This is a genomic window from Paramagnetospirillum magneticum AMB-1 (genome assembly GCF_000009985.1).
GTDB lineage: Bacteria > Pseudomonadota > Alphaproteobacteria > Rhodospirillales > Magnetospirillaceae > Phaeospirillum > Phaeospirillum magneticum.
On the sequence record NC_007626.1, the window covers coordinates 4,128,294 to 4,145,903 of the forward strand.

General features: G+C 61.5%; 12 protein-coding genes. 4 read left to right on the top strand and 8 right to left on the bottom strand.

Annotated elements, in window-relative coordinates; genetic code table 11:
* A protein-coding gene (locus tag AMB_RS19010) for an IS3 family transposase (RefSeq protein WP_407636032.1) occupies positions 1–1,148 on the top strand; the annotation gives its coding sequence in 2 pieces (ribosomal slippage) (positions 1–262 and positions 262–1,148; 1,149 coding nt in all).
* Between the two features lie 98 nt (positions 1,149–1,246).
* Here AMB_RS19010 and AMB_RS19015 read toward each other — a convergent pair.
* Genes AMB_RS19015 through AMB_RS23600 form a run of 4 tightly spaced genes read right to left on the bottom strand, consistent with a single transcriptional unit; the run spans position 1,247 to position 6,102 of the window.
* Positions 1,247–2,146 (bottom strand): TniB family NTP-binding protein, encoded by a 900-nt coding sequence (locus AMB_RS19015; RefSeq protein WP_083763565.1) that lies wholly within the window; start codon positions 2,144–2,146, stop codon positions 1,247–1,249.
* On the bottom strand, positions 2,140–4,086 hold the full coding sequence (locus AMB_RS19020) for a Mu transposase C-terminal domain-containing protein (protein WP_011386112.1): 1,947 nt from the start codon (positions 4,084–4,086) through the stop codon (positions 2,140–2,142). The genes AMB_RS19015 and AMB_RS19020 overlap by 7 nt, the downstream gene beginning before the upstream one ends.
* The gene (locus AMB_RS19025) at positions 4,083–4,742 is read right to left on the bottom strand and encodes a TnsA endonuclease N-terminal domain-containing protein (RefSeq protein WP_231848895.1); all 660 of its coding nucleotides are present in this window, start codon (positions 4,740–4,742) and stop codon (positions 4,083–4,085) included. The genes AMB_RS19020 and AMB_RS19025 overlap by 4 nt, the downstream gene beginning before the upstream one ends.
* A 13-nt stretch (positions 4,743–4,755) precedes the next feature.
* Positions 4,756–6,102: a TniQ family protein gene (locus AMB_RS23600; protein WP_083763566.1), complete on the bottom strand. Its 1,347-nt coding sequence runs from the start codon at positions 6,100–6,102 to the stop codon at positions 4,756–4,758.
* 577 nt (positions 6,103–6,679) lie between these two features.
* On the opposite strand from AMB_RS23600, the gene AMB_RS19035 reads away from it, so the two are divergent.
* Positions 6,680–7,402 carry a hypothetical protein gene (locus tag AMB_RS19035; protein WP_011386115.1) on the top strand — a complete coding sequence of 241 codons (723 nt, stop codon included), beginning with the start codon at positions 6,680–6,682 and terminating at the stop codon, positions 7,400–7,402.
* A 45-nt stretch (positions 7,403–7,447) separates the two neighbouring features.
* Here the strand turns inward: AMB_RS19035 and AMB_RS27025 are convergent, their stop codons facing one another.
* From AMB_RS27025 to AMB_RS23610, 4 genes are read right to left on the bottom strand one after another with little or no spacing between them, the layout of a single operon-like run.
* A complete protein-coding gene (locus tag AMB_RS27025; RefSeq protein ID WP_011386116.1) occupies positions 7,448–7,660 on the bottom strand; it encodes an SEC-C metal-binding domain-containing protein in 213 nt (70 codons plus the stop codon).
* Positions 7,661–7,667: 7 nt separating this feature from the next.
* On the bottom strand, positions 7,668–9,629 hold the full coding sequence (locus tag AMB_RS23605) for a helix-turn-helix domain-containing protein (RefSeq protein WP_011386117.1): 1,962 nt from the start codon (positions 9,627–9,629) through the stop codon (positions 7,668–7,670).
* Positions 9,626–10,285, bottom strand: a complete 660-nt coding sequence (locus tag AMB_RS19055; protein WP_070108672.1) for a heteromeric transposase endonuclease subunit TnsA — start codon at positions 10,283–10,285, stop codon at positions 9,626–9,628. Before AMB_RS19055 ends, AMB_RS23605 begins: the two co-directional genes overlap by 4 nt.
* 13 nt (positions 10,286–10,298) lie before the next feature.
* On the bottom strand, positions 10,299–11,645 hold the full coding sequence (locus AMB_RS23610; protein WP_011386119.1) for a TniQ family protein: 1,347 nt from the start codon (positions 11,643–11,645) through the stop codon (positions 10,299–10,301).
* Between the two features lie 302 nt (positions 11,646–11,947).
* Here AMB_RS23610 and AMB_RS19065 point away from each other — a divergent pair, with 302 nt between their 5' ends.
* Positions 11,948–15,595 carry an SIR2 family protein gene (locus AMB_RS19065; RefSeq protein ID WP_043745259.1) on the top strand — a complete coding sequence of 1,216 codons (3,648 nt, stop codon included), beginning with the start codon at positions 11,948–11,950 and terminating at the stop codon, positions 15,593–15,595.
* A gap of 655 nt (positions 15,596–16,250) precedes the next feature.
* The gene (locus AMB_RS19070) at positions 16,251–17,594 is read left to right on the top strand and encodes a hypothetical protein (protein ID WP_043745264.1); all 1,344 of its coding nucleotides are present in this window, start codon (positions 16,251–16,253) and stop codon (positions 17,592–17,594) included.
* Positions 17,595–17,610: the final 16 nt, after the last annotated feature.

A 17,610-nucleotide genomic window follows, 5' to 3' on the forward strand; every position in this document is an offset into this window, starting at 1 on the left:
ATGTCGAAGCGCAGGAACCATGACGCGGCCTTCAAGGCGCGTGTCGCCCTTGAGGCGCTGAAGGGCGAGCGGACGGTATCGGAATTGGCGTCGGCCTATGGCGTCCATCCGACCATGATCCATCAATGGAAGAAGTCCCTGCTGGACGGGGCGGCGGAGATCTTCGAACGCGGGGCCAAGAAGAAGGCCGAGGTGGACGAGGATACGGTGCGATCCCTGCACGCCAAGATCGGGGAGCTGGCCGTGGCCAACGATTTTTTGTCTCGAAAGCTCAAGCCGTGGACCGGCAAGTGAGGCGGACCATGATCGAGCCCAAACACCCGGCGCTGTCGATCGGCGCCCAGTGCCACCTGCTGTCCATTGCGCGATCATCGTTCTATTACGAGCCCTTGGGCGAGACGGAGGCAAACCTGGAGCTGATGCGGTTGATCGACCGCCAATTCCTGGAAACGCCGTTCTATGGTGTCCGTCAGATGGCTTGGCATCTCCAGAACGAGGGCCACCCGGTCAACGTCAAGCGCGTCCGGCGGCTGATGCGGCTCATGGGCCTGATGCCGATCTACCAGAAGCCCAACACCAGCAAGCCCGCCAAGGGCCACAAGACCTATCCCTACCTGCTGCGGGGCCTGCGGATCGACCGGCCCAATCAGGTCTGGTGCGCCGACATCACCTATCTGCCCATGCGCCGGGGATTCCTTTATCTGATCGCCATCATGGACTGGGCCACCCGGAAAGTGCTGGCCTGGCGCATCTCCAACACGCTCGAGGCCGACTTCTGCGTCGAGGTGCTCAACGAGGCCATCCTGCGCTTCGGCCCGCCGGAGATCATGAACACCGACCAGGGCAGCCAGTTTACATCCTTCGCCTGGATCGACCGGCTGAAGCGGGCCGGAACCCGCATCTCCATGGACGGCAAGGGCCGTTGCATCGACAACGTCTTTATCGAGCGCCTGTGGCGGTCCCTAAAATACGAATGCGTCTATCTCCATGCCTGGGAAACCGGCTCGCAAGCAAGGGCCGGGATCGGACCCTGGATCACCTTCTACAACCACAAACGGCCCCACGCCGCCCATGGCGGAAGGACCCCCGCCGTGGTCTACTGGAACACCATCAACCAAACCGATCAGCAGGCCCGGAGAGTAGCTTAAACTTCCCCGAATTCTGTCCAACCAATGGGGAGTAGCTCACTTATGTCTCGCCTCACCTCCTTTTCGGCATTTTAGCCTCCGCCGATCAGCCTATCGCATCACCTCGCCGCCCGTCTCCTCTCACTCGGCATCACCCACGGCACCTGATCCAGCGTCCCCATGTCGATGACCTCGCGACCGGAATGGATCGAGGTCTCGGCGGCGAGGGCCAGCAGCTTGCAGGTTTCCCCGGTCAGGCCCTCTGACATGGCGTGGATGCGGCCGATCAGTTCCTTCGAGCGGAAGTCGCTCTCCTGCCGCAATTCGAGGCTCTGGGCATAGCGCGCCACGAACAGCGCGTATTCCCGGCTGACGCTCCAGCGCGGAATGCCGATGGGCTCGAAGCGGTTACCCAGTTGCTGGTCGGTCTGGAAGACCCGGACCGCATCCTGGGTGCCCATGGCCACCACGGGAATCTTCAGCTCGTTGCTGAGACTCTTGAGGCTGTTCAGCACCATGGAGCGCTGATCGACCTTGCCGATTAGGAAATTGCTGACCTCGTCGAGGATCAGCACCCGGGTACCGACGGCGGCCAATAGCTGGAGCAGTTGGTCCCATTTGGCCTGGGGCCGAGCCGTCGATCGATAGGGCGCACCCAATGAGCGCAGGATCGCGTCGTAGAGGCCGCTGATATCAGCATAGGGTGGGGCATGGGCGTAGACCACCGGGCGCTTGCCGAAGTCCGGGCTGTCCTCCGCCGGGCTGTGATCGCGGACGAACTTCTGCGCCAGGGCCGTCTTGCCGTTGTTGGTGTCACTATAGATCAGGCTGCACGGCGGCCGGACCACCTTGGGGTGGTCGTACAGCCAGGCCAAGCGGCCGAGGATCGCCTCGCCTGCCTCGTACGCGACATAGCGGGGACTGCGAATGCGGCGGATGCGGCCCTCAAGCTCGTCCTGGGGGAAATCCAACGGCAGCATGGGCGCCGGATTGAGCGCGAACAGATCGGGCGTCACCATTCTTCTACCCCCCTCTTGATCTCTGCATCGTCGAAATCGAAATCGTTGGACACCGGCCTGGGCTTTGGCGGCTCGGAGGTCTGGTTATCGACCACCAGGGCCAGATGGCCGTCGCGGCGCCGCGTGGCCTTGGGCTTCGCCGGCGATTCCGGTGGCGGGCGGGGCGGGTCCAGGGTCAGCTCGGCGCGATGCTTGCCGAGTTCTCGGTTCTTGGCCTGCTCACGACGCACGCGCTTGGTCTGGCGAGCCGCTTCGGCGGTGATGCGGTGCATGTCCTCGTAGGCGTCGAAGATCGCTTGCTCGTTCTCGGCGGCCTTGCCCTGGCGCTTCAGCCAAGCCTCGACCGCCCGGTAATCCCACAGCGAGATCGACGGCCGCCCGATGTCGCGGTAAGGAATCTCGACGTAGTCGTTGAGCCTCGGATCCAGGAAGTAGAGCTTGGAGATGTCGGTCGGATCGCGGCGGACCTTGAACTTCCGCCGGCGCCGACCTTCGTCGGCCCGGACCCACTGGGAGAGCAGCGGATCGCGGTACCAGATCTTGCCCCAGACGATGCCTTCGGGCTGCACCGTGCGTTCGATAAAGGGCAGAAAGTCCAGGCGTAGCCGCCGAGGATTGGGGATGGGTTCGGGCAGGCCGATACCCCGAAACCGGTCAGTGCCCATGATGCCGTCGTTCCACCGGGCCAGGGGAGGACAGCCGATCCCGCTGTGGACCTTGTTGTGGTAGACGCCGACAATGAGGTTGAGCAGCCAGGGGCGCAGGTCCCGCAGCGTCATCTGGGCCTTGGCCTCTGACTTGTACTCGCCGCGTTGCTTGGGGGTGGAGAAGGTGGCGCCGGGAAGGGCATGGACCTTCCTCGCCAAGGTTCCGGCCAGGCGCTCGATATGACCGCCGTAATGGGGCGTCTTCGGTGGCCGGAATTCGTAGCGGATATCGTGTTCGTCCAGCGTGTCCTGGATCAGGTAGCTGCGGAAATCCTTGCCGTTGTCGGAATGGATCATGCGGGGCTTGCCCCAGACCGGCCACTCACCCTTGATGCCCAATCGCTCCAGCTCGGCGGCCTTGTCCAGCATGCCATGGCACAGGCAGAGACCGACGGCAAAGGCGCCGGGATTGTCGAGCGACAGGTGATAGCCCACCACCATGCGGCTGAAGACGTCGATGGCCAGCGTCAGCCACGGACGTCCGATGGGCAGGCGCATCTCCTCGTCGAGCACCATGATGTCGAGCAGGGTATGGTCGATCTGCACCACGGCCAGCGGCGCGTCGGCACCGGGAAAATTGCCCTTTACCGCGCCGAACTTGTCGTGGGCGGCCTTCTTGCCCTCGCGCCGCAGCACCTTTTCCTTGGGGTCGATGGCCCGCAGCCTGGCACGAACCGTCTCGGCGCAGGGCTTGGACAAATTGGCCGCCCGGCAACGGCGATGAACCTCCAGGATGACCTCCTCGCCGTTGGCCTTCTGCGTAGAGAGGTATTTCTCATCGATGACGCTGGCAATGATCGCCTCGACCTCAGGTGACAGGCGCTTGGGCATCTTGCGGCCACGGCGCGAGGGAGCAAGGTCAGTCATGCGCCGACGCCCCTCGTACCGTTTGATCCAGCGATACAGCGTCGCCCGTGGCACGCCATGTCGTTCGGCGGCTCGCTGGACATCCTCCTCGCTTCGACGCTCACAACGCACCAACGGCTTGATGATGGCGAAGCGCCGTTTGGCCTCGGCCAAGTCCTCGGGAGCCAATGCGTCCAAGCTGCGGTCGGCCTGGGCGGACTCGGCATCCTTGAGCGATCGCAGCTTGGAGACGGGCACCACTTCCTTGTCCTGACCATCCCCGATGTCGAGCAGGACCGAGGATGCCGTCACCGCCTCGACGATGGTGCAGCGCTTGCCGCGCCAGAGAACGGAGGCGCCGGGCTGAAAGCTGAATCCATTGCTCATGGCCGCGTCTCCTTTGCCAGCGTGACGAGACTACCCATGGTCAGGGGGCGATCCAGGTCCACGGCTATCTTGAATTCCGCCACCATGGTCCAGATGCCGGGCAGAACTTCCGGCCGGCTCAAGCCCAGCGCCTCGGCCACCTCGTCGGCGAGCGATACGACACTTTGGGGGCCGCCTTTCTGTAGGACTGCGCGCAACCCTTCCCGCAGACCGGCGGCAATGGATCGGCCTCGGAACGGCAGCAGGAAGGTGGCGTTCTCTAGCCGGGGCGTGCGGACCTCGCGTTCGGTCACCAGTTCGAAGCGCCAGCCATGGCGGCGGCCATAGGCGCGGGCGGCGGCAAACCGGCCGTCCAGTTGCCCGGAGATCAGCATGGGATCGGTGGAATATTTGATCTCGACCAGACGCGGCACCGGCCGGCCGCCGCGATAGGTCACCAGGAAGTCGGGCACGTAGGAGCGGGCACGGCCGTCGGCATCGTTGTATTCGATCCGCACCGGCTGCTCCTCGATGCCGACGACGGACGGATCGAAACGGCAGAGCAGCGCGAAATCCCGTTCCAAGGTCGATTCCACCTGGACGCCGGGCCGCCCCTGTCCTATGGGCACCCGTCCACTGACACTACGATAGCAAAGGCCGATTTTGCGCACAGGCATCGAGTGTCCCCCATCACCCTTCACAACCAACGTTAGCGTCGAGTGTGATTGTGTCGGGATCATGACGATCAAAAGGTGTTTTGATGGCGCAGAGCCCAAGCATCCGGCGAAGTAGGGCATCCAGCCATGGCCCCACGTCTTCGCCAGCACGATGTGCGGCAAGGCGGGCGGCGGCTTTCACCTCGGGCGAGACGCCATCCAGCTTCCAATACCGCCCTTTGCCCCACGGCAAACCGCTGGCTACGGGATCGGCAACTCCACCCATGGAGCCCAACTTGGTTCCGCACAGGGCAACCAGATTCTGGCGACTGGCCGATTGGCCATGGTCGTGGAGCATCTGGGCCGCCACCATGATCTCTTCCGTGGCATCGCCCTTGTGCGGCTCCTTCAAGTGCCAGTCCACCGCATGGGCGTAGGCGAAGGGATACTCACCCACCGAGCGCTTGCGCAGATCGGTGCTGGTCATGCCCGCCGCCTTGGCGGCCTCGACAAAGCGATGCGGCCATTCGGCCAGCAACCAGTGGGCCATGGCGACAAGCACACCCCGGGCGCGCGGGGTCAGCAAGGCGCCATCCCGGGCACGGGGAAGGCTTTCGGGGCGAACCGCGAGGCTTGGGGCTTGCTCGGCCAACCAGAGCCTCAAAGCATGGGCGTGCTTGCCGCCGGCCAGCAGACGGAGCAGTTGGGCCAATATCTCGAGCACCACGAAGGAATAGACCGGACCATAATCGCCGAGATCTCGCCATCCCTCCCGGATCAGGCCCAGCAGATCGCGTTGCACCGAGATCGTGTCAAAAGCCGGTTCATCCCCGGTGAAGTCGCGGAGATCGGCACCACAGCCCGGACAGCAGATGGCACCGCGCCCGTCCTGGCGCAGGATGCTGAACGGCTCGGCACAGGAGGGACACCGGTCCAGCAGCAGGCGCCCATGGATCGGACATGTGGTGGAAAAGGAGAGCCGCCAGTTGAGGCGCAAGTACGGTTGCGCATCGGCCCGCAGGCACCAGGGGCAGACCTGCTGACCGAAGCAGCGGCGCCCGCCCTCGCGCCCGGCCGGCGGCAGCCATACCAGCTTGTTGAGGCCATCGTCGTGCTCGAACAAGCGCCCAGCCCAGCGGCGAAAGGTGGCGTGCTTCAGGTCATCGACCGGAACACCCGTCTTGCCCGCCAGCAGGTCCAGCAGGCAATCATCGGCATGACGGTCGAGATCGCGGGGATTGCGATCCCCGCCGGGCTGGACGATGCGGTAAAGCTCGCCCGGCCGCAGACCGTTGGCGGCTGCGGTTCGCGTGAACCATGAAGATATCGACTCATCGGGCAACAGCCTGGGGTGCCCTGGCCAGCGATCATCGAGATGCATCGGCCCAGCCTCCAACCGAAGTGGAGGCCGAGGATCATAGCGCGATCGGTGGCCGAGAGGTGCGAGGCAGAGGACTCACCGGGCTGCGCAGAGGCTTGGGTTTCCCCTGATCAAAGGGAGCAGCCTATAGACGAGACGAATCCGGAAAATCCAAGTGAACCCATGATTCGTCATCGCGTCACCGAATGGCTCTATTCAGGATGCCCGTGAGGCATCAACCATCTGATTTGACGCAAGTTTCTGCCAAGGACAGAACCCTAATCCGTCCCGCTTAAAGCTAGGGCTGTCTCAGATAAAGCCTATGGAGTCCCACTTAAAGGCGGAACCGACAGAAGTGTCGGTTTCGAATATAGATCGGCCACAGAGGGGCTGATCAGGCCTCCTTGCGGCCTTTAGGCCGAACTGAACATTGGCCTTAAATCGGACAAATGCGAAAATGAACCTCATAGTTCGGACGGATTTTGGCCAGAGCCTCCCTGCAAAATAAGGAGCTCGCCTCAACCCGCGACCACCAATAGCGATTTTCACCCGAACCGGCTGATCAACTTCAGACGCATCTGGATGTGCCGCTTGGGAGATGGATGAGGCCATGGAGAGAAAGTTCAGGAAGCACGCCAAGCGACTTCTCAAGTCGGCAGCCATGTTCTTCGCCATCCAGCAAGATGCAGGCGAGCGTGTCCGCAAGCAGACGATGGAGGGGTACGGCCGCCTCAGGGATGCTCACCTATTGCTGACCGGTGTCCTCGGTTCGGCGCTGATCAGGGCGAGCGGACTGAAGGTAGAACTCCGCGAGGGAGATATGGAGCGGACCGCCCTGCTGGCCTCGTTTGTTATCGGGATGGACCTATGCGAGCGGGCTATCGCCGAGGGCCGGCTTCTACAGGCCTGTGCCCTCGTGCGGCAGGAGATGGAGACCGTTACACAGATGACTGCCATCGCGGAAGGGAGATACTGCGACGGCAGGACGCCCAACGTGGCGGCCTTGGAAGAGGATCTCCGCCGGATGTACGGTGCCCTAACGGACGCCGCCCACGTCTCGCGGCATTGGATTGTCCGGTCGGCCACGGAATACGAAAGCGACGCCGCTGACACGAGCTACACGCGCCACTTCCCCGCCTTCGACCGAGAAGCGTCCCGAGGGCTCTTCGTCACGCACTTAGTTCTGATCGCCAGAATGTTCGGACTCTATTCGGCGGCGAAGGGAAACGCCGTCTGCGACGAGGACCGCGAGGCCGTCCGCCTTGCCTTCGACCTTATGGAGACGGAGGGGATGGTGGCATTGGAGGAGGACGAGGCCTGACAGGCCCGCCCCCTGGGGCGCCATAATCTCCAGGGCCACAGTAGGTCAGCCCTTGACCACCGCCTCCTCAGCCAGCTCCCCTTCAAATGTCTCTTCGCTAGCCCCAAGAAATTCCGCCATCCAGCGCCTACCTTCGCGGTCTAGCTGGTTCAAAAGCATGTTGGCGACCGCGTCGCGGATTAGGCTGCATTCCTTGTACTTGCGCCCGCTCCCGCAGGCACATCGGTCATTCCTCCTTTGCTTCCTTCCGACCTTCATGGCGCCCTCAGCTTTCCCAGTGGGGCCGGAAGTGAGTTCCCGAAGCGGGCGGGATCACCAGAAACATATCGTCCAGTGGCTTGCCCCCCTTTGCCCGGATGGCACACCACTGGGTCGTCTCGTCATAGGCCCAGCTCTGGTCGGGTGGGCTCTCGGGGACAAAGTAGTGGCAATAGACGTATTCCAGCGGCTTGACGCCCGGATCGAACGATTGGGCGGTGGCGAGGATCTTGCGGTAGCGGGCCCTTTCGACAGCGTCTCCTTCCACTGCCTCGAACCCGACATGGACGACGCCCGGAAGATCTTCGGGAAGCTGGTCGTTGGCCTCCGACAGCTTCTTGAGGATGTCGCGCGCCTTCGCATCGATGGCCGCTTCGGACCGGCTCTCCCATCGCAGCAGGACGGCAAGGTCGCAGTCGTCCATGTACCTCGGGTTCCATGAAGCCGGCTGATGCCGCATGATGGAAACGTAGTTGGTTGTCCTGACGTAAGATCCGCTCAGGAGCTCGTAGACCCGCGACCCGGACGACTGAATGTCGGAGTGAGCAAGTTCGGCTCTGAGGGGGGCGAGGTCCAACTCGCCGATAGTTCCGCTCCCGACCGTGTCATTCCACACCAAAGGCCGACCTCGGCCCCTGAGCCAGCGGACAACCTTCTCCGCGAGGTAGTCGCTCGGTACGCTCGCGATCTCGACCTCGAAGACCGCGTTGCAGAACACGCTCATCCCCCTGTCGGCAAGCCATTGCGCGTGCGGCCCCCAAAGCTGACGCATGGCCGCTCGCTCGCGCTCTCCGTACACGCCGGTCTCCATCCGCTTGCATTCCACGGCCCAGACTTTGCCGTCCATCCGGACGTGCATGTCCGGCGTCCGCGCGACGCCCTTCCTTTCAGGGATGAAGTCGACTACGGCGCCGGCCCTTCGGTAAGCGGCGGCTACGAGAAGCTCGAACAGCCCACCGTTATCGTGCTCGTCCAGCGTGTCCTGGATCAGGTAGCTGCGGAAATCCTTGCCGTTGTCGGAATGGATCATGCGGGGCTTCCCCCAGACCGGCCACTCGCCTTTGACGCCCAATCGCTCCAGCTCGGCGGCCTTGTCCAGCATCCCGTGACACAGGCAGAGACCGACGGCGAAGGCGCCAGGATTGTCGAGTGAAAGGTGATAGCCCACCACCATGCGGCTGAAGACGTCGATGGCCAGGGTCAGCCACGGGCGACCGATGGGCAGCCGCATCTCCTCGTCGAGTACCATGATGTCGAGCAGGGTGTGGTCGATCTGCACGACGGAAAGCGGCGCGTCGGCGCCGGGGAAGTTGCCCTTCACCGCGCCGAACTTGTCGTGGGCGGCCTTCTTGCCCTCGCGCCTCAGCACTTTCAGCTTGGGATCGACGGCGCGCAGCCGAGTCCGGATGGTGCAGGCGCACGGCTTGGTCTCCAGTTTCGCGGCTCTGCAGCGGCGATGGATCTCCAGGATAACCTCCTCGCCACTGGCCTTCTGCGTGGAGAGGTACTTTTCGTCGATGACGCTCGTGATGATCGCCTCGGCCTCGGGAGACAGGCGTTTGGGCATCTTCCGCCCCTTCCGCCTCGGCGCGAGATCGCTGACCCGCCGCCGCCCTTCGTACAATTTGATCCAATCGTAGATCGTCGTCCGGCATACACCATTTTCCTCGGCGATCCTGAGAACGTCCGCCTCCCGCCGCCGCTCGCAGCGCACCAGCGGCTTGATGATGGTGAAACGCCGCTTGACCTCGGCCAGATCTTCGGGAACCAGTGCGTCAAGGCTGCGGTCGGCCTGAACGGTTTCGGCATCCCTGATGGGACGCAGCTTGGAGACGGGAACCACCTCTTTGTCTTGGCCATCCCCAACGTCGAGCAAGACCGAGGAGGCCGTCACCGCCTCGACGATGATGCAGCGCTTGCCGCGCCAGAGAACAGAGGCACCAGGCTGAAAGCTGAATCCATTGCTCATGGCCGCTTCTCCCTTGCCAATGCGACGATGGTGGTCATGGTCAGGGGACGATCCAGGTCCACAGCCACCTCGAACTCCGCCACCATGGTCCAGATTCCGGGCAGAACCTCCGGCCGGCTCAAGTTCAGTGCCGCGGCCACCTCATCGGCGAGCGACGCGACATTCTTCTGGCCGCCTTTTCGCAAGGACTCGCGCAAGCCATCCCTCAAACCGGCGGCAACGGGGCGGCCTCGGAACGGCAGCAGGAAGGTGGCGTTCTCCAGCCGGGGCGTGCGGATTTCCAGTTCGGTCACCACCTGGAAGCGCCAGCCCAGGCGGCGGGCATAGGCGCGGGCTGCGGCAAAGCGGCCTTCCAACTGCCCGGACACCAGCATGGGATCGGTCGAGTATTTGATCTCGACCAGACGCGGTACCAGCCGACCACCGCGATAGGTCAGCAGGAAGTCGGGCACATAGGACCGAGCACGACCCTCGGCATCACCGTACTCGATCCGCACCGGCTGTTCCTCGACGGTAGCCACGGAGCGATCGAAGCGGCAGAGCAGCGCGAAATCCCGTTCCAGGGTGGATTCTACCTGGACGCCGGGCTGCCCCTGCCCCATGGGCACCCGTCCACTGACACTGCGATAACAGAGGCCGATCTTGCGTACAGGCATCGAGTGTCCCCCATCACTCTTCACAACCAACGTTAGCGTCGGGTGTGATTGTGTCGGGATCATGACGATCAAAAGGTGTTTTTGTGGCGCCGAGCCCAAGCATCCGGCGAAGCAGAGTATCCAGCCATGGCCCCACGTCTTCGCCAGCACGATGTGCGGCCCGACGGGCGGCGGCCTTTACCTCGGGCGAGACGCCATCTAGCTTCCAGTAACGTCCCTTGCCCCAGAGCCGGCCTGAGGCCACGGGCTCGGCCACTCTGCCCATGGAGCCTAGCTTAGTTCCGCACAGGGCGACTAGGTTCCGACGGCTGGCCGACTGGCCATGACCCTGGAGCAGTTGGGCCGCCGCCGCAATCTCTTCCGTGGCGTCGCCTTTGTGCGACTCTTTGAGGCGCCAGTCCACTGCATGGGCGTAAGCGAAGGGATACTCACCCACCGGGCGCTTGCGCAGATCGGTGCTGGTCATGCCCACCGTCTTGGCGGCCTCGACGAAGCGATGCGGCCATTCGGCCAGCAGCCAGTGAGCCATGGTGACCAGAACGCCTCGGGCACGCGGGGTCAGCAGGGCGCCATCCCGGACCCGTGGGAGGCTTTCCCGCCGAACCGCGAGGCTTGAGTCTTGCTCGGCCAGCCAGAGTCTCAGGGCATGGGCGTGCTTGCCACCGGCCAACAGTCGGAGCAGCAGGGCCAGCATCTCTAACACCGCGAAGGAATAGACCGGCCCGTATTCGCCGAGGCTACGCCATCCATCCCGGATCAGGTCCAGCAGATCGCGTTGCACCGGGGCGGTGTCGAGCGCGGGTTCATCCCCGGTGAAATCACGGAGATCGGCACCACAACCCGGACAGCAGATGGTGCCCCACCCGTCCTGGCGCAGGATGCTGAACGGTTCGGCGCAGGTCGGGCAACGGTCCAGCAGCAGGCGCCCATGGATCGGGCAGGCCGTGAAGAACGAAAGCCGCCAGTTGAGGCGCAAGTACGGCTGCGCATCGGCCCGCAGGCACCAGGGGCAGATCTGCTGACCGAAGCAGCGCCGCCCGCCTTCGCGCCCGGCCGGTGGCAACCATGCCAGTTTGTTGAGGCCGTCGTCGTGCTCGAACAAGCGTCCGGACCAGCGGCGGAAGGTGGCGAGCTTCAGGTCTTCGACCGGGAGTCCCGTCTTGTTCGCCAGTAGGTCCAGCAGGCAGTAGTCGGCATGACGGTCGAAGTCTCGGGGATTGCGATCCCCGCCGGGCTGGACGATGCGGTAAAGCTCGCCCGGCCGCAGGCCGTTGGCGGCGGCGGTTCGGGTGAACCATGAAGATATCGACTCATCGGGCAGCAGCCTGGGGTGCCCTGGCCAGCGGTCATCGTCGCGCATCGGCCCAACCTCCATCCGAAATGGAAGGCCGCGAATTATAGCACGATCAGGGGAAGCCTGGGATCGAACATGGCTCCCGGCAATGTATCGGCTTGAATTTCGGCAATGGGGCCGGAAGCGGAATGGCGGGTTTCGGGAGGTGGTGGAAGGTATGCAGACATCTGAATTAAGTGCAGCGGCACCGTAATTCCATGGCTTGGGGGTGAGCTTGATAAACTGGCGTAGCTAGGCGAGGATGATGGCTGACACCTCCCTCAAGGCGTACGCATTGGACAAATAATAATCTTGTCGATGACTGAAACATGAAAACCTTTGTCCCCAACGGCCCCATCTTCCCTGAAGAGCTGCTACAGGCTCATGAGGAAGGTCGTCTAGTACTGTTTTGCGGGGCTGGCATTTCTTATTACACCGGATTGCCGACCTTCAGCCGACTCGTGGAATTGGCGATGGAGGGATGCGGCGTTGCCTTCGACCGGAAGGAAAAGCATCACCCGCTGCACCGGGCGTTCATGGACGGGAAATACGACCGTGCCCTGCAAATGCTGGAACAAGCGGCCCCAGCCATGCGCACCGAGGTCATGGGCATCCTGGAACAGCCCCCGAAGCCAGGTACCGAGGATGCGCCCCTTCACCGGGCGTTGCTGACCATTGCCCGAACCAGCGCGGGGCAAACGCAGATCGTGACCAGCAATTTCGATGACCGCTTTGATCGGGCGGATGTGAATCTGAGGTGGCAGGCAGGGCCGCGTCTGGGCATTCCACGTTTGGACCACTGGTCCGGTCCCACTTATCTGCACGGCAGGATTGACCGGGCGCACGACCCCGATGGGCGGGATTTGGTTCTGACCAGTGGCGATTTCGGAAAAGCCTATCTGCGTGACGCCTGGGCTGCCCGGTATGTGGTCGAGCTGTTCCGGGAATTCACCGTACTGTTCGTCGGCTACAGCCTGAACGATCCCATCGTCGGGTATCTGGTCGATGCTCTGGCCGCCGATATGGGGCCGAATCGCCAGTTTCGCAAAGCCTACGCCTTGGCTGAATTCAGTGGCAGCGACGTGGACGAGAAAAGGCAGACCGATGCTTGGCAGGCAAAGCACGTCGAACCGATTCTGTTTCGGAAACTGGGGGGAAAGAACCCATATCGATTGCTGAATGACAGCTTGCTCGAATGGGCGCGTCACCATGCCAGCGGCCTGGGATCGCGGATTGACGAAGCGTTGACGCTGGGGGCCAAGCCCAGCCCCACCAAGATCGTCACTCAGGAAGCCCGCAATCTGGCTTGGGCCTTGTCAAAAGGTGACGGCAGCGTAGCCCGTGCTTTCGCCCAGGCCGAGCGTGCGCCCGATGTTTCCTGGCTGGAGCCCTTGTCCCAGGTCAAATTGCACCACCCCGCCAGTGGGCAGGATTTTGGACTGTTCGATTGGCCCAGCCCCACTGACAAAGGACCGCATCTTGCGCCCCTGGCTGGCGGAAGGAGCTCCATGCTGCCGCTGGCCCCGGCCACTTGGGAACTTGGCCGATGGCTCAGCCGACACATGCGGAGCCGAGCCCTGGTGGATTGGGTCATTGCCCGCAACGGGCGCGTTCACCCGGACTGGCAATACTTCCTCGAACAGAAATTTTCTGAATTGCCAGATGATGGGACTTGGAAGCCTTTCTGGCGCTTGATTCTGGATCACGCCACGAGCCCGCAAGTGTCCCGATGGTATTTCAGACCCTTGGCCCGGCGTGAAGACCTGCCGCCACCAGGATGGTCAATGGCGCTGCTGGAGGCGGCACGCCCTTACCTTTCCATCCACAAGCCATTTCAATGGGGACGGGATGCCTCGGCCCCACCCGAGCAGTTGAGCGACCTCGCTCGCTTTGAGCTGCAATTGGCCGACGACGATTTCGTGCAGACGGCCTTGGACGCCCTGGATAAGCCGGCCTTCCAGGCTGAAATGCTGGGTGTCGCGGACCAACTCACCTCCCGTCTGGCCGAGGGCATGGAATTGCTCCAGCGCGGCGGCAGCTATATCGGCGGCCTGTCGGATCGCTTTTCCCTGATCGACCCGGAGGGACGCGGTGTTCAGGGATACACCCCGCTGGTGTGGCTATGCGTGCGCATCTTCATGCTGGCCCGTGCCGACCAGCCGGATGTCGCCGTGGCATTGGCGCGACGCTGGATGAACCTGTGGCAGGTCAACCGGTTGTTCCTGTTTCGCCGCCTTGCCCTTCATGCCCTGGCTTATGCGCCGGAACTCCCGGATCGAGAGGGATTGGACTTTCTGTTGGGTAACAATCAAGAGGCCCTTTGGGCCTATGATTGCGAACCGGAATTGGCTCGTTTCCTGACAGAGCGTGTCCCGCATTTTTCGTCCAATACACGCGATGAACTGATTGCGGCGATTGTCGCGGGACCACCTCAGCGGGAATACCGGAACCTCGACGCCGATGATATCGCCGCGATGCGGCAAGGCCAGATCAACCGCCGGCTTGGGAAATTGCGCCAGGCGGGGCTGGATGCTCCACTTCCGGCGGATGCAAAACCGGAAGACATGGCGGATGCGCAGCCCGTCCGTCTGATGCGGATCAGCCGGGAAGATGAAAGCGCGGCAGCCTTGCTGGGCCTACCCCCGGAAGAAACTGTCGAGGCATTGCTGAACCAGTCCGGACGTTTCACCGCTTCGCGGCAATTGGCCGAGTTGGCCCTGGAAGGCCCCGATCAGGTGCTCAGCTGCCTGCCGCTGTTGGTGAACCAATGTCCGCCAGACTGGGATGGATGGGGCGGTCTCGCTGATTTGGCCAAAACAGAAGGGGCCGACCGCTATCTGGACCCAATCGCCCAATTCGTCCAAGACCACGAAGCCCATATCGCCGACACCTTGTTGTGGGCTCTGGCAAATCTGATCCGCAGTTGGGGAGACCGAGCCGTTGGCGAAGAGGCATTCCGCACTTCTTTTCTTCGCTTGTGGGAACGGCTTTGGCGCGCCGCGCTTCGGCACGTCGAAGCTCCATCGGAGATGGAAGCCGTCACCAAGGCCATCAATGCCCCTGGCGGCATCCTCGCGGAGACAATCACTGACCTGATTCTGGCGTTGCCCGAGGAAACGGGCCAAGCCGTACAACCCTGTTGGGGTATGACGATCGAGGGAGAAGAGGAAGCTCACCTTCACGGGCGCATCATTGCCACCTCGCGCCTGTTGTGGCTGCACCGCATGTTCGCGGAAGCGACCCGACAGATTTTGCTCCCCCGCATGATGGCCGCGCACGCCGAGGCCCTTGGCCTATGGGAAGGGTATTTCTGGGGACGCCACTGGGATGTTCCCTTGATGCAGGAACTGGTTCCGGCCTTCTTGTCGATGGCAGGGCGCTTTCAGAAGCAGGACTGCACCGAAGCCTGGAGCCAGATGTTCGCAGACATTCTGGTAGAAGCCCCCGGCCTGTTCGCCAAGGATGACGTCGCTCGGGTCATGCGCAATGCCAGGGTGGAAGATCTGCGGGCCATGGCCTGGCACTTCTTCCAACGCTTGTCGGGAGCCGAAGCAAAGGCAGGCGAACTATGGACAACAGCAATCCGGCCGATCATCGGCAAAACCTGGCCGGCGACCATCGCCCAAAACACTCCCGAGGTGGCCTCCGCACTGGTTCAAGTGGCGCTGCATTGCGGTCCGCAATTTGGCGATGCTGTGGAAATCCTGGTCCGACGCAAATTGCTTCGCCCGTTGGGGCGGCATCATGGACTTTTGCATGATCTGGAAGAGCCGGATGAAAACCAGCCCGATTTCTGCGCCGATTTTCCCGAAGCGGTCCTGGGCTTGCTTGATCAAACCACGGACGCGGATATCGCCCACTGGGACGCCCGGAGCCTGCGCACCATCCTTGAGCGACTATCGAATGCTCGCCCCGAGCTTGCTCAGACACCTGCGTATCGGAAATTACATCTCATTACTGAGCGGCATGGCCAATGATTGCCCCGCTTCAGTAAGGTTTTCCGCCACCTTCTGGCGGATAGCCTATAAGCCGGACGAATCCGAAATCTTCAGCGTCAAGCCGACAATGGCGACAGCAGGCGTCCTCTCCGGCGAATTACCCCGGATGACGCAGCTAACTGACTGCCCTACAACGATTTCGTTGGTGAGTGAGCGCCTGAATCCGTCCGCCCTATGGCTGTCGCCGTCCGGATTAAAGATGCAAAATCCGGCTTAAAGCCGAAACCGACAAGAAGGCGTTGATTTTGCTGTGTGGAGATGGCTGGGGGACTAGGATTCGAACCTAGACTGGCGGAGTCAGAGTTTGTCGGTACTTTCAATAATAGCAGTAAAAACGATGCGTTATGACACATGAAAAATTACTGCTAACGAAACTGCTAATTTTCTTCCACTTTTCTCAATGTTTTCATTGCCATAGACGCTTCAGCAGCTCGCTGCGACGCAATGCGTTTGCTCTTTGTTCTTGTCCGATTTTGCTCGTTATCGTATGCTATAATGGGAAGTCTGACCACCGAACGCGGTGGTCAGCGACGAACATACAGCATGTATGTTCGTCTATTCACCTGACATCCCTTGCTCTGTCGCGGAACCTTTCGTAGCCTCCTTATCAAATAGCGATGAAGGCGTTGCTTGCATGACAGACATGGATACCCTTGATTGGGACGTGAGCCGCAACAACCGCCCAGATTATCGGCACTGGCGCAAGGACCATGTAACCATCCTCCCTGCGATACATAGTAGTTACCTGCAATATTCCGCCAGGAATGATGTCGCCACAAAGCTACAAGATCATGGCTTTCTCTCGTTCGCCGATTTCAACTTTCTGAGCAAGGACGGGCTGTATCTATATGATGCAGCGCTCTACAGCGCGGGTGGCGCTGACCTGAATGTTGAAAAGTCGAGGGAGCTTACCCCTGGCATATGGGATCGTCGTGACGACACGATGCTTATGAGCGATAGCGGCGGATTTCAGGTGCTCACAGGGGTTTGGACGCCAAAAGACTATTACGAAAAGCGCGAGCAAATCCTGAGATGGCAGGAGGAAATCTCCGACATTGGAATCGCCATGGATGTTCCCAGTGGCTGCGTCAACAGCCGCAAGGCCAAATCCATCGAGTCGGTCGATGAAGCACTTTTCTGGTCAAAAGCAAACTTCACATGGCAGGTAAAAAATCGCAATCCCAGCAAAATGCGGATGCTGAACGTAATCCAGGGGCTGGAAATTGAAGGGCAGAACGGTGTTTTGCGTTGGTATGACGAGGTGAAGGGGTATTGCGACCGCCGCCAATGGGGGGAAAGAGCCTTTGACGGCTGGTCATTTGGGGGCTATGCCGCGCGAGATACCCAAGCCGCTTTGCGCGTTATATCGCGCATGTTGCAGGATGGGTTTTTGGGCAAACATAGCAACCATCGCTGGATTCACGTTCTCGGCGTCACTTCCGCAAAGCGGGTTGCTACCTTCACGCTTATTCAAAAGGCACTGCGGCAAATCCTGGGCGATGAGGACTTTACGGTCAGTTGCGATTCATCAAATGGCTGCTTCGCAGTTGGAACAAAAGGGAATTACTACACGGATGGTGGGAGGGGCATTGTCCAAAGAAAAGTGCTTCATGCCCAATGGTTTCAGCCAACCTGCGGAAAAGATTGCCGCATCTATTGCACGGCAGACAATCCTGACTGTGGGCCGTGCATCGAGCAGCGAATTCGCAACATGATTACCATGTTTGGCACATCCACCCTGAATTTCCATATGCCATTTGAAATGATCCTTGATCTTGTAAACTACGATGAGGCTGGGAGGCTTTCTCCTTTGGGCTACCTGGCCTTCATGAACATCAGCATGGAAATGTTCCTGCGCTACGCTTATCGCAGTTCAAGCAAGATTGTGGATGCAAAAGCGGGGGTGGTGAGCCAACTCGTTGCGGCCTTAAAGAGCGAAACGCCCGAAAGCGACCTAGCAAAGATCAAGCTGGCCTGAGAGGCTAATATACATG

Excerpts from the sequence above, each read along its gene's own strand:
- AMB_RS19015 (WP_083763565.1), bottom strand. The coding sequence starts at position 2,146 with ATGGTGACGCCCGATCTGTTCGCGCTCAATCCGGCGCCCATGCTGCCG.
- AMB_RS19020 (WP_011386112.1), bottom strand. The coding sequence starts at position 4,086 with ATGAGCAATGGATTCAGCTTTCAGCCCGGCGCCTCCGTTCTCTGGCGC.
- AMB_RS19025 (WP_231848895.1), bottom strand. The coding sequence starts at position 4,742 with ATGCCTGTGCGCAAAATCGGCCTTTGCTATCGTAGTGTCAGTGGACGG.
- AMB_RS23600 (WP_083763566.1), bottom strand. The coding sequence starts at position 6,102 with ATGCATCTCGATGATCGCTGGCCAGGGCACCCCAGGCTGTTGCCCGAT.
- AMB_RS19035 (WP_011386115.1), top strand. The coding sequence starts at position 6,680 with ATGGATGAGGCCATGGAGAGAAAGTTCAGGAAGCACGCCAAGCGACTT.
- AMB_RS27025 (WP_011386116.1), bottom strand. The coding sequence starts at position 7,660 with ATGAAGGTCGGAAGGAAGCAAAGGAGGAATGACCGATGTGCCTGCGGG.
- AMB_RS23605 (WP_011386117.1), bottom strand. The coding sequence starts at position 9,629 with ATGAGCAATGGATTCAGCTTTCAGCCTGGTGCCTCTGTTCTCTGGCGC.
- AMB_RS19055 (WP_070108672.1), bottom strand. The coding sequence starts at position 10,285 with ATGCCTGTACGCAAGATCGGCCTCTGTTATCGCAGTGTCAGTGGACGG.
- AMB_RS23610 (WP_011386119.1), bottom strand. The coding sequence starts at position 11,645 with ATGCGCGACGATGACCGCTGGCCAGGGCACCCCAGGCTGCTGCCCGAT.
- AMB_RS19065 (WP_043745259.1), top strand. The coding sequence starts at position 11,948 with ATGAAAACCTTTGTCCCCAACGGCCCCATCTTCCCTGAAGAGCTGCTA.
- AMB_RS19070 (WP_043745264.1), top strand. The coding sequence starts at position 16,251 with ATGACAGACATGGATACCCTTGATTGGGACGTGAGCCGCAACAACCGC.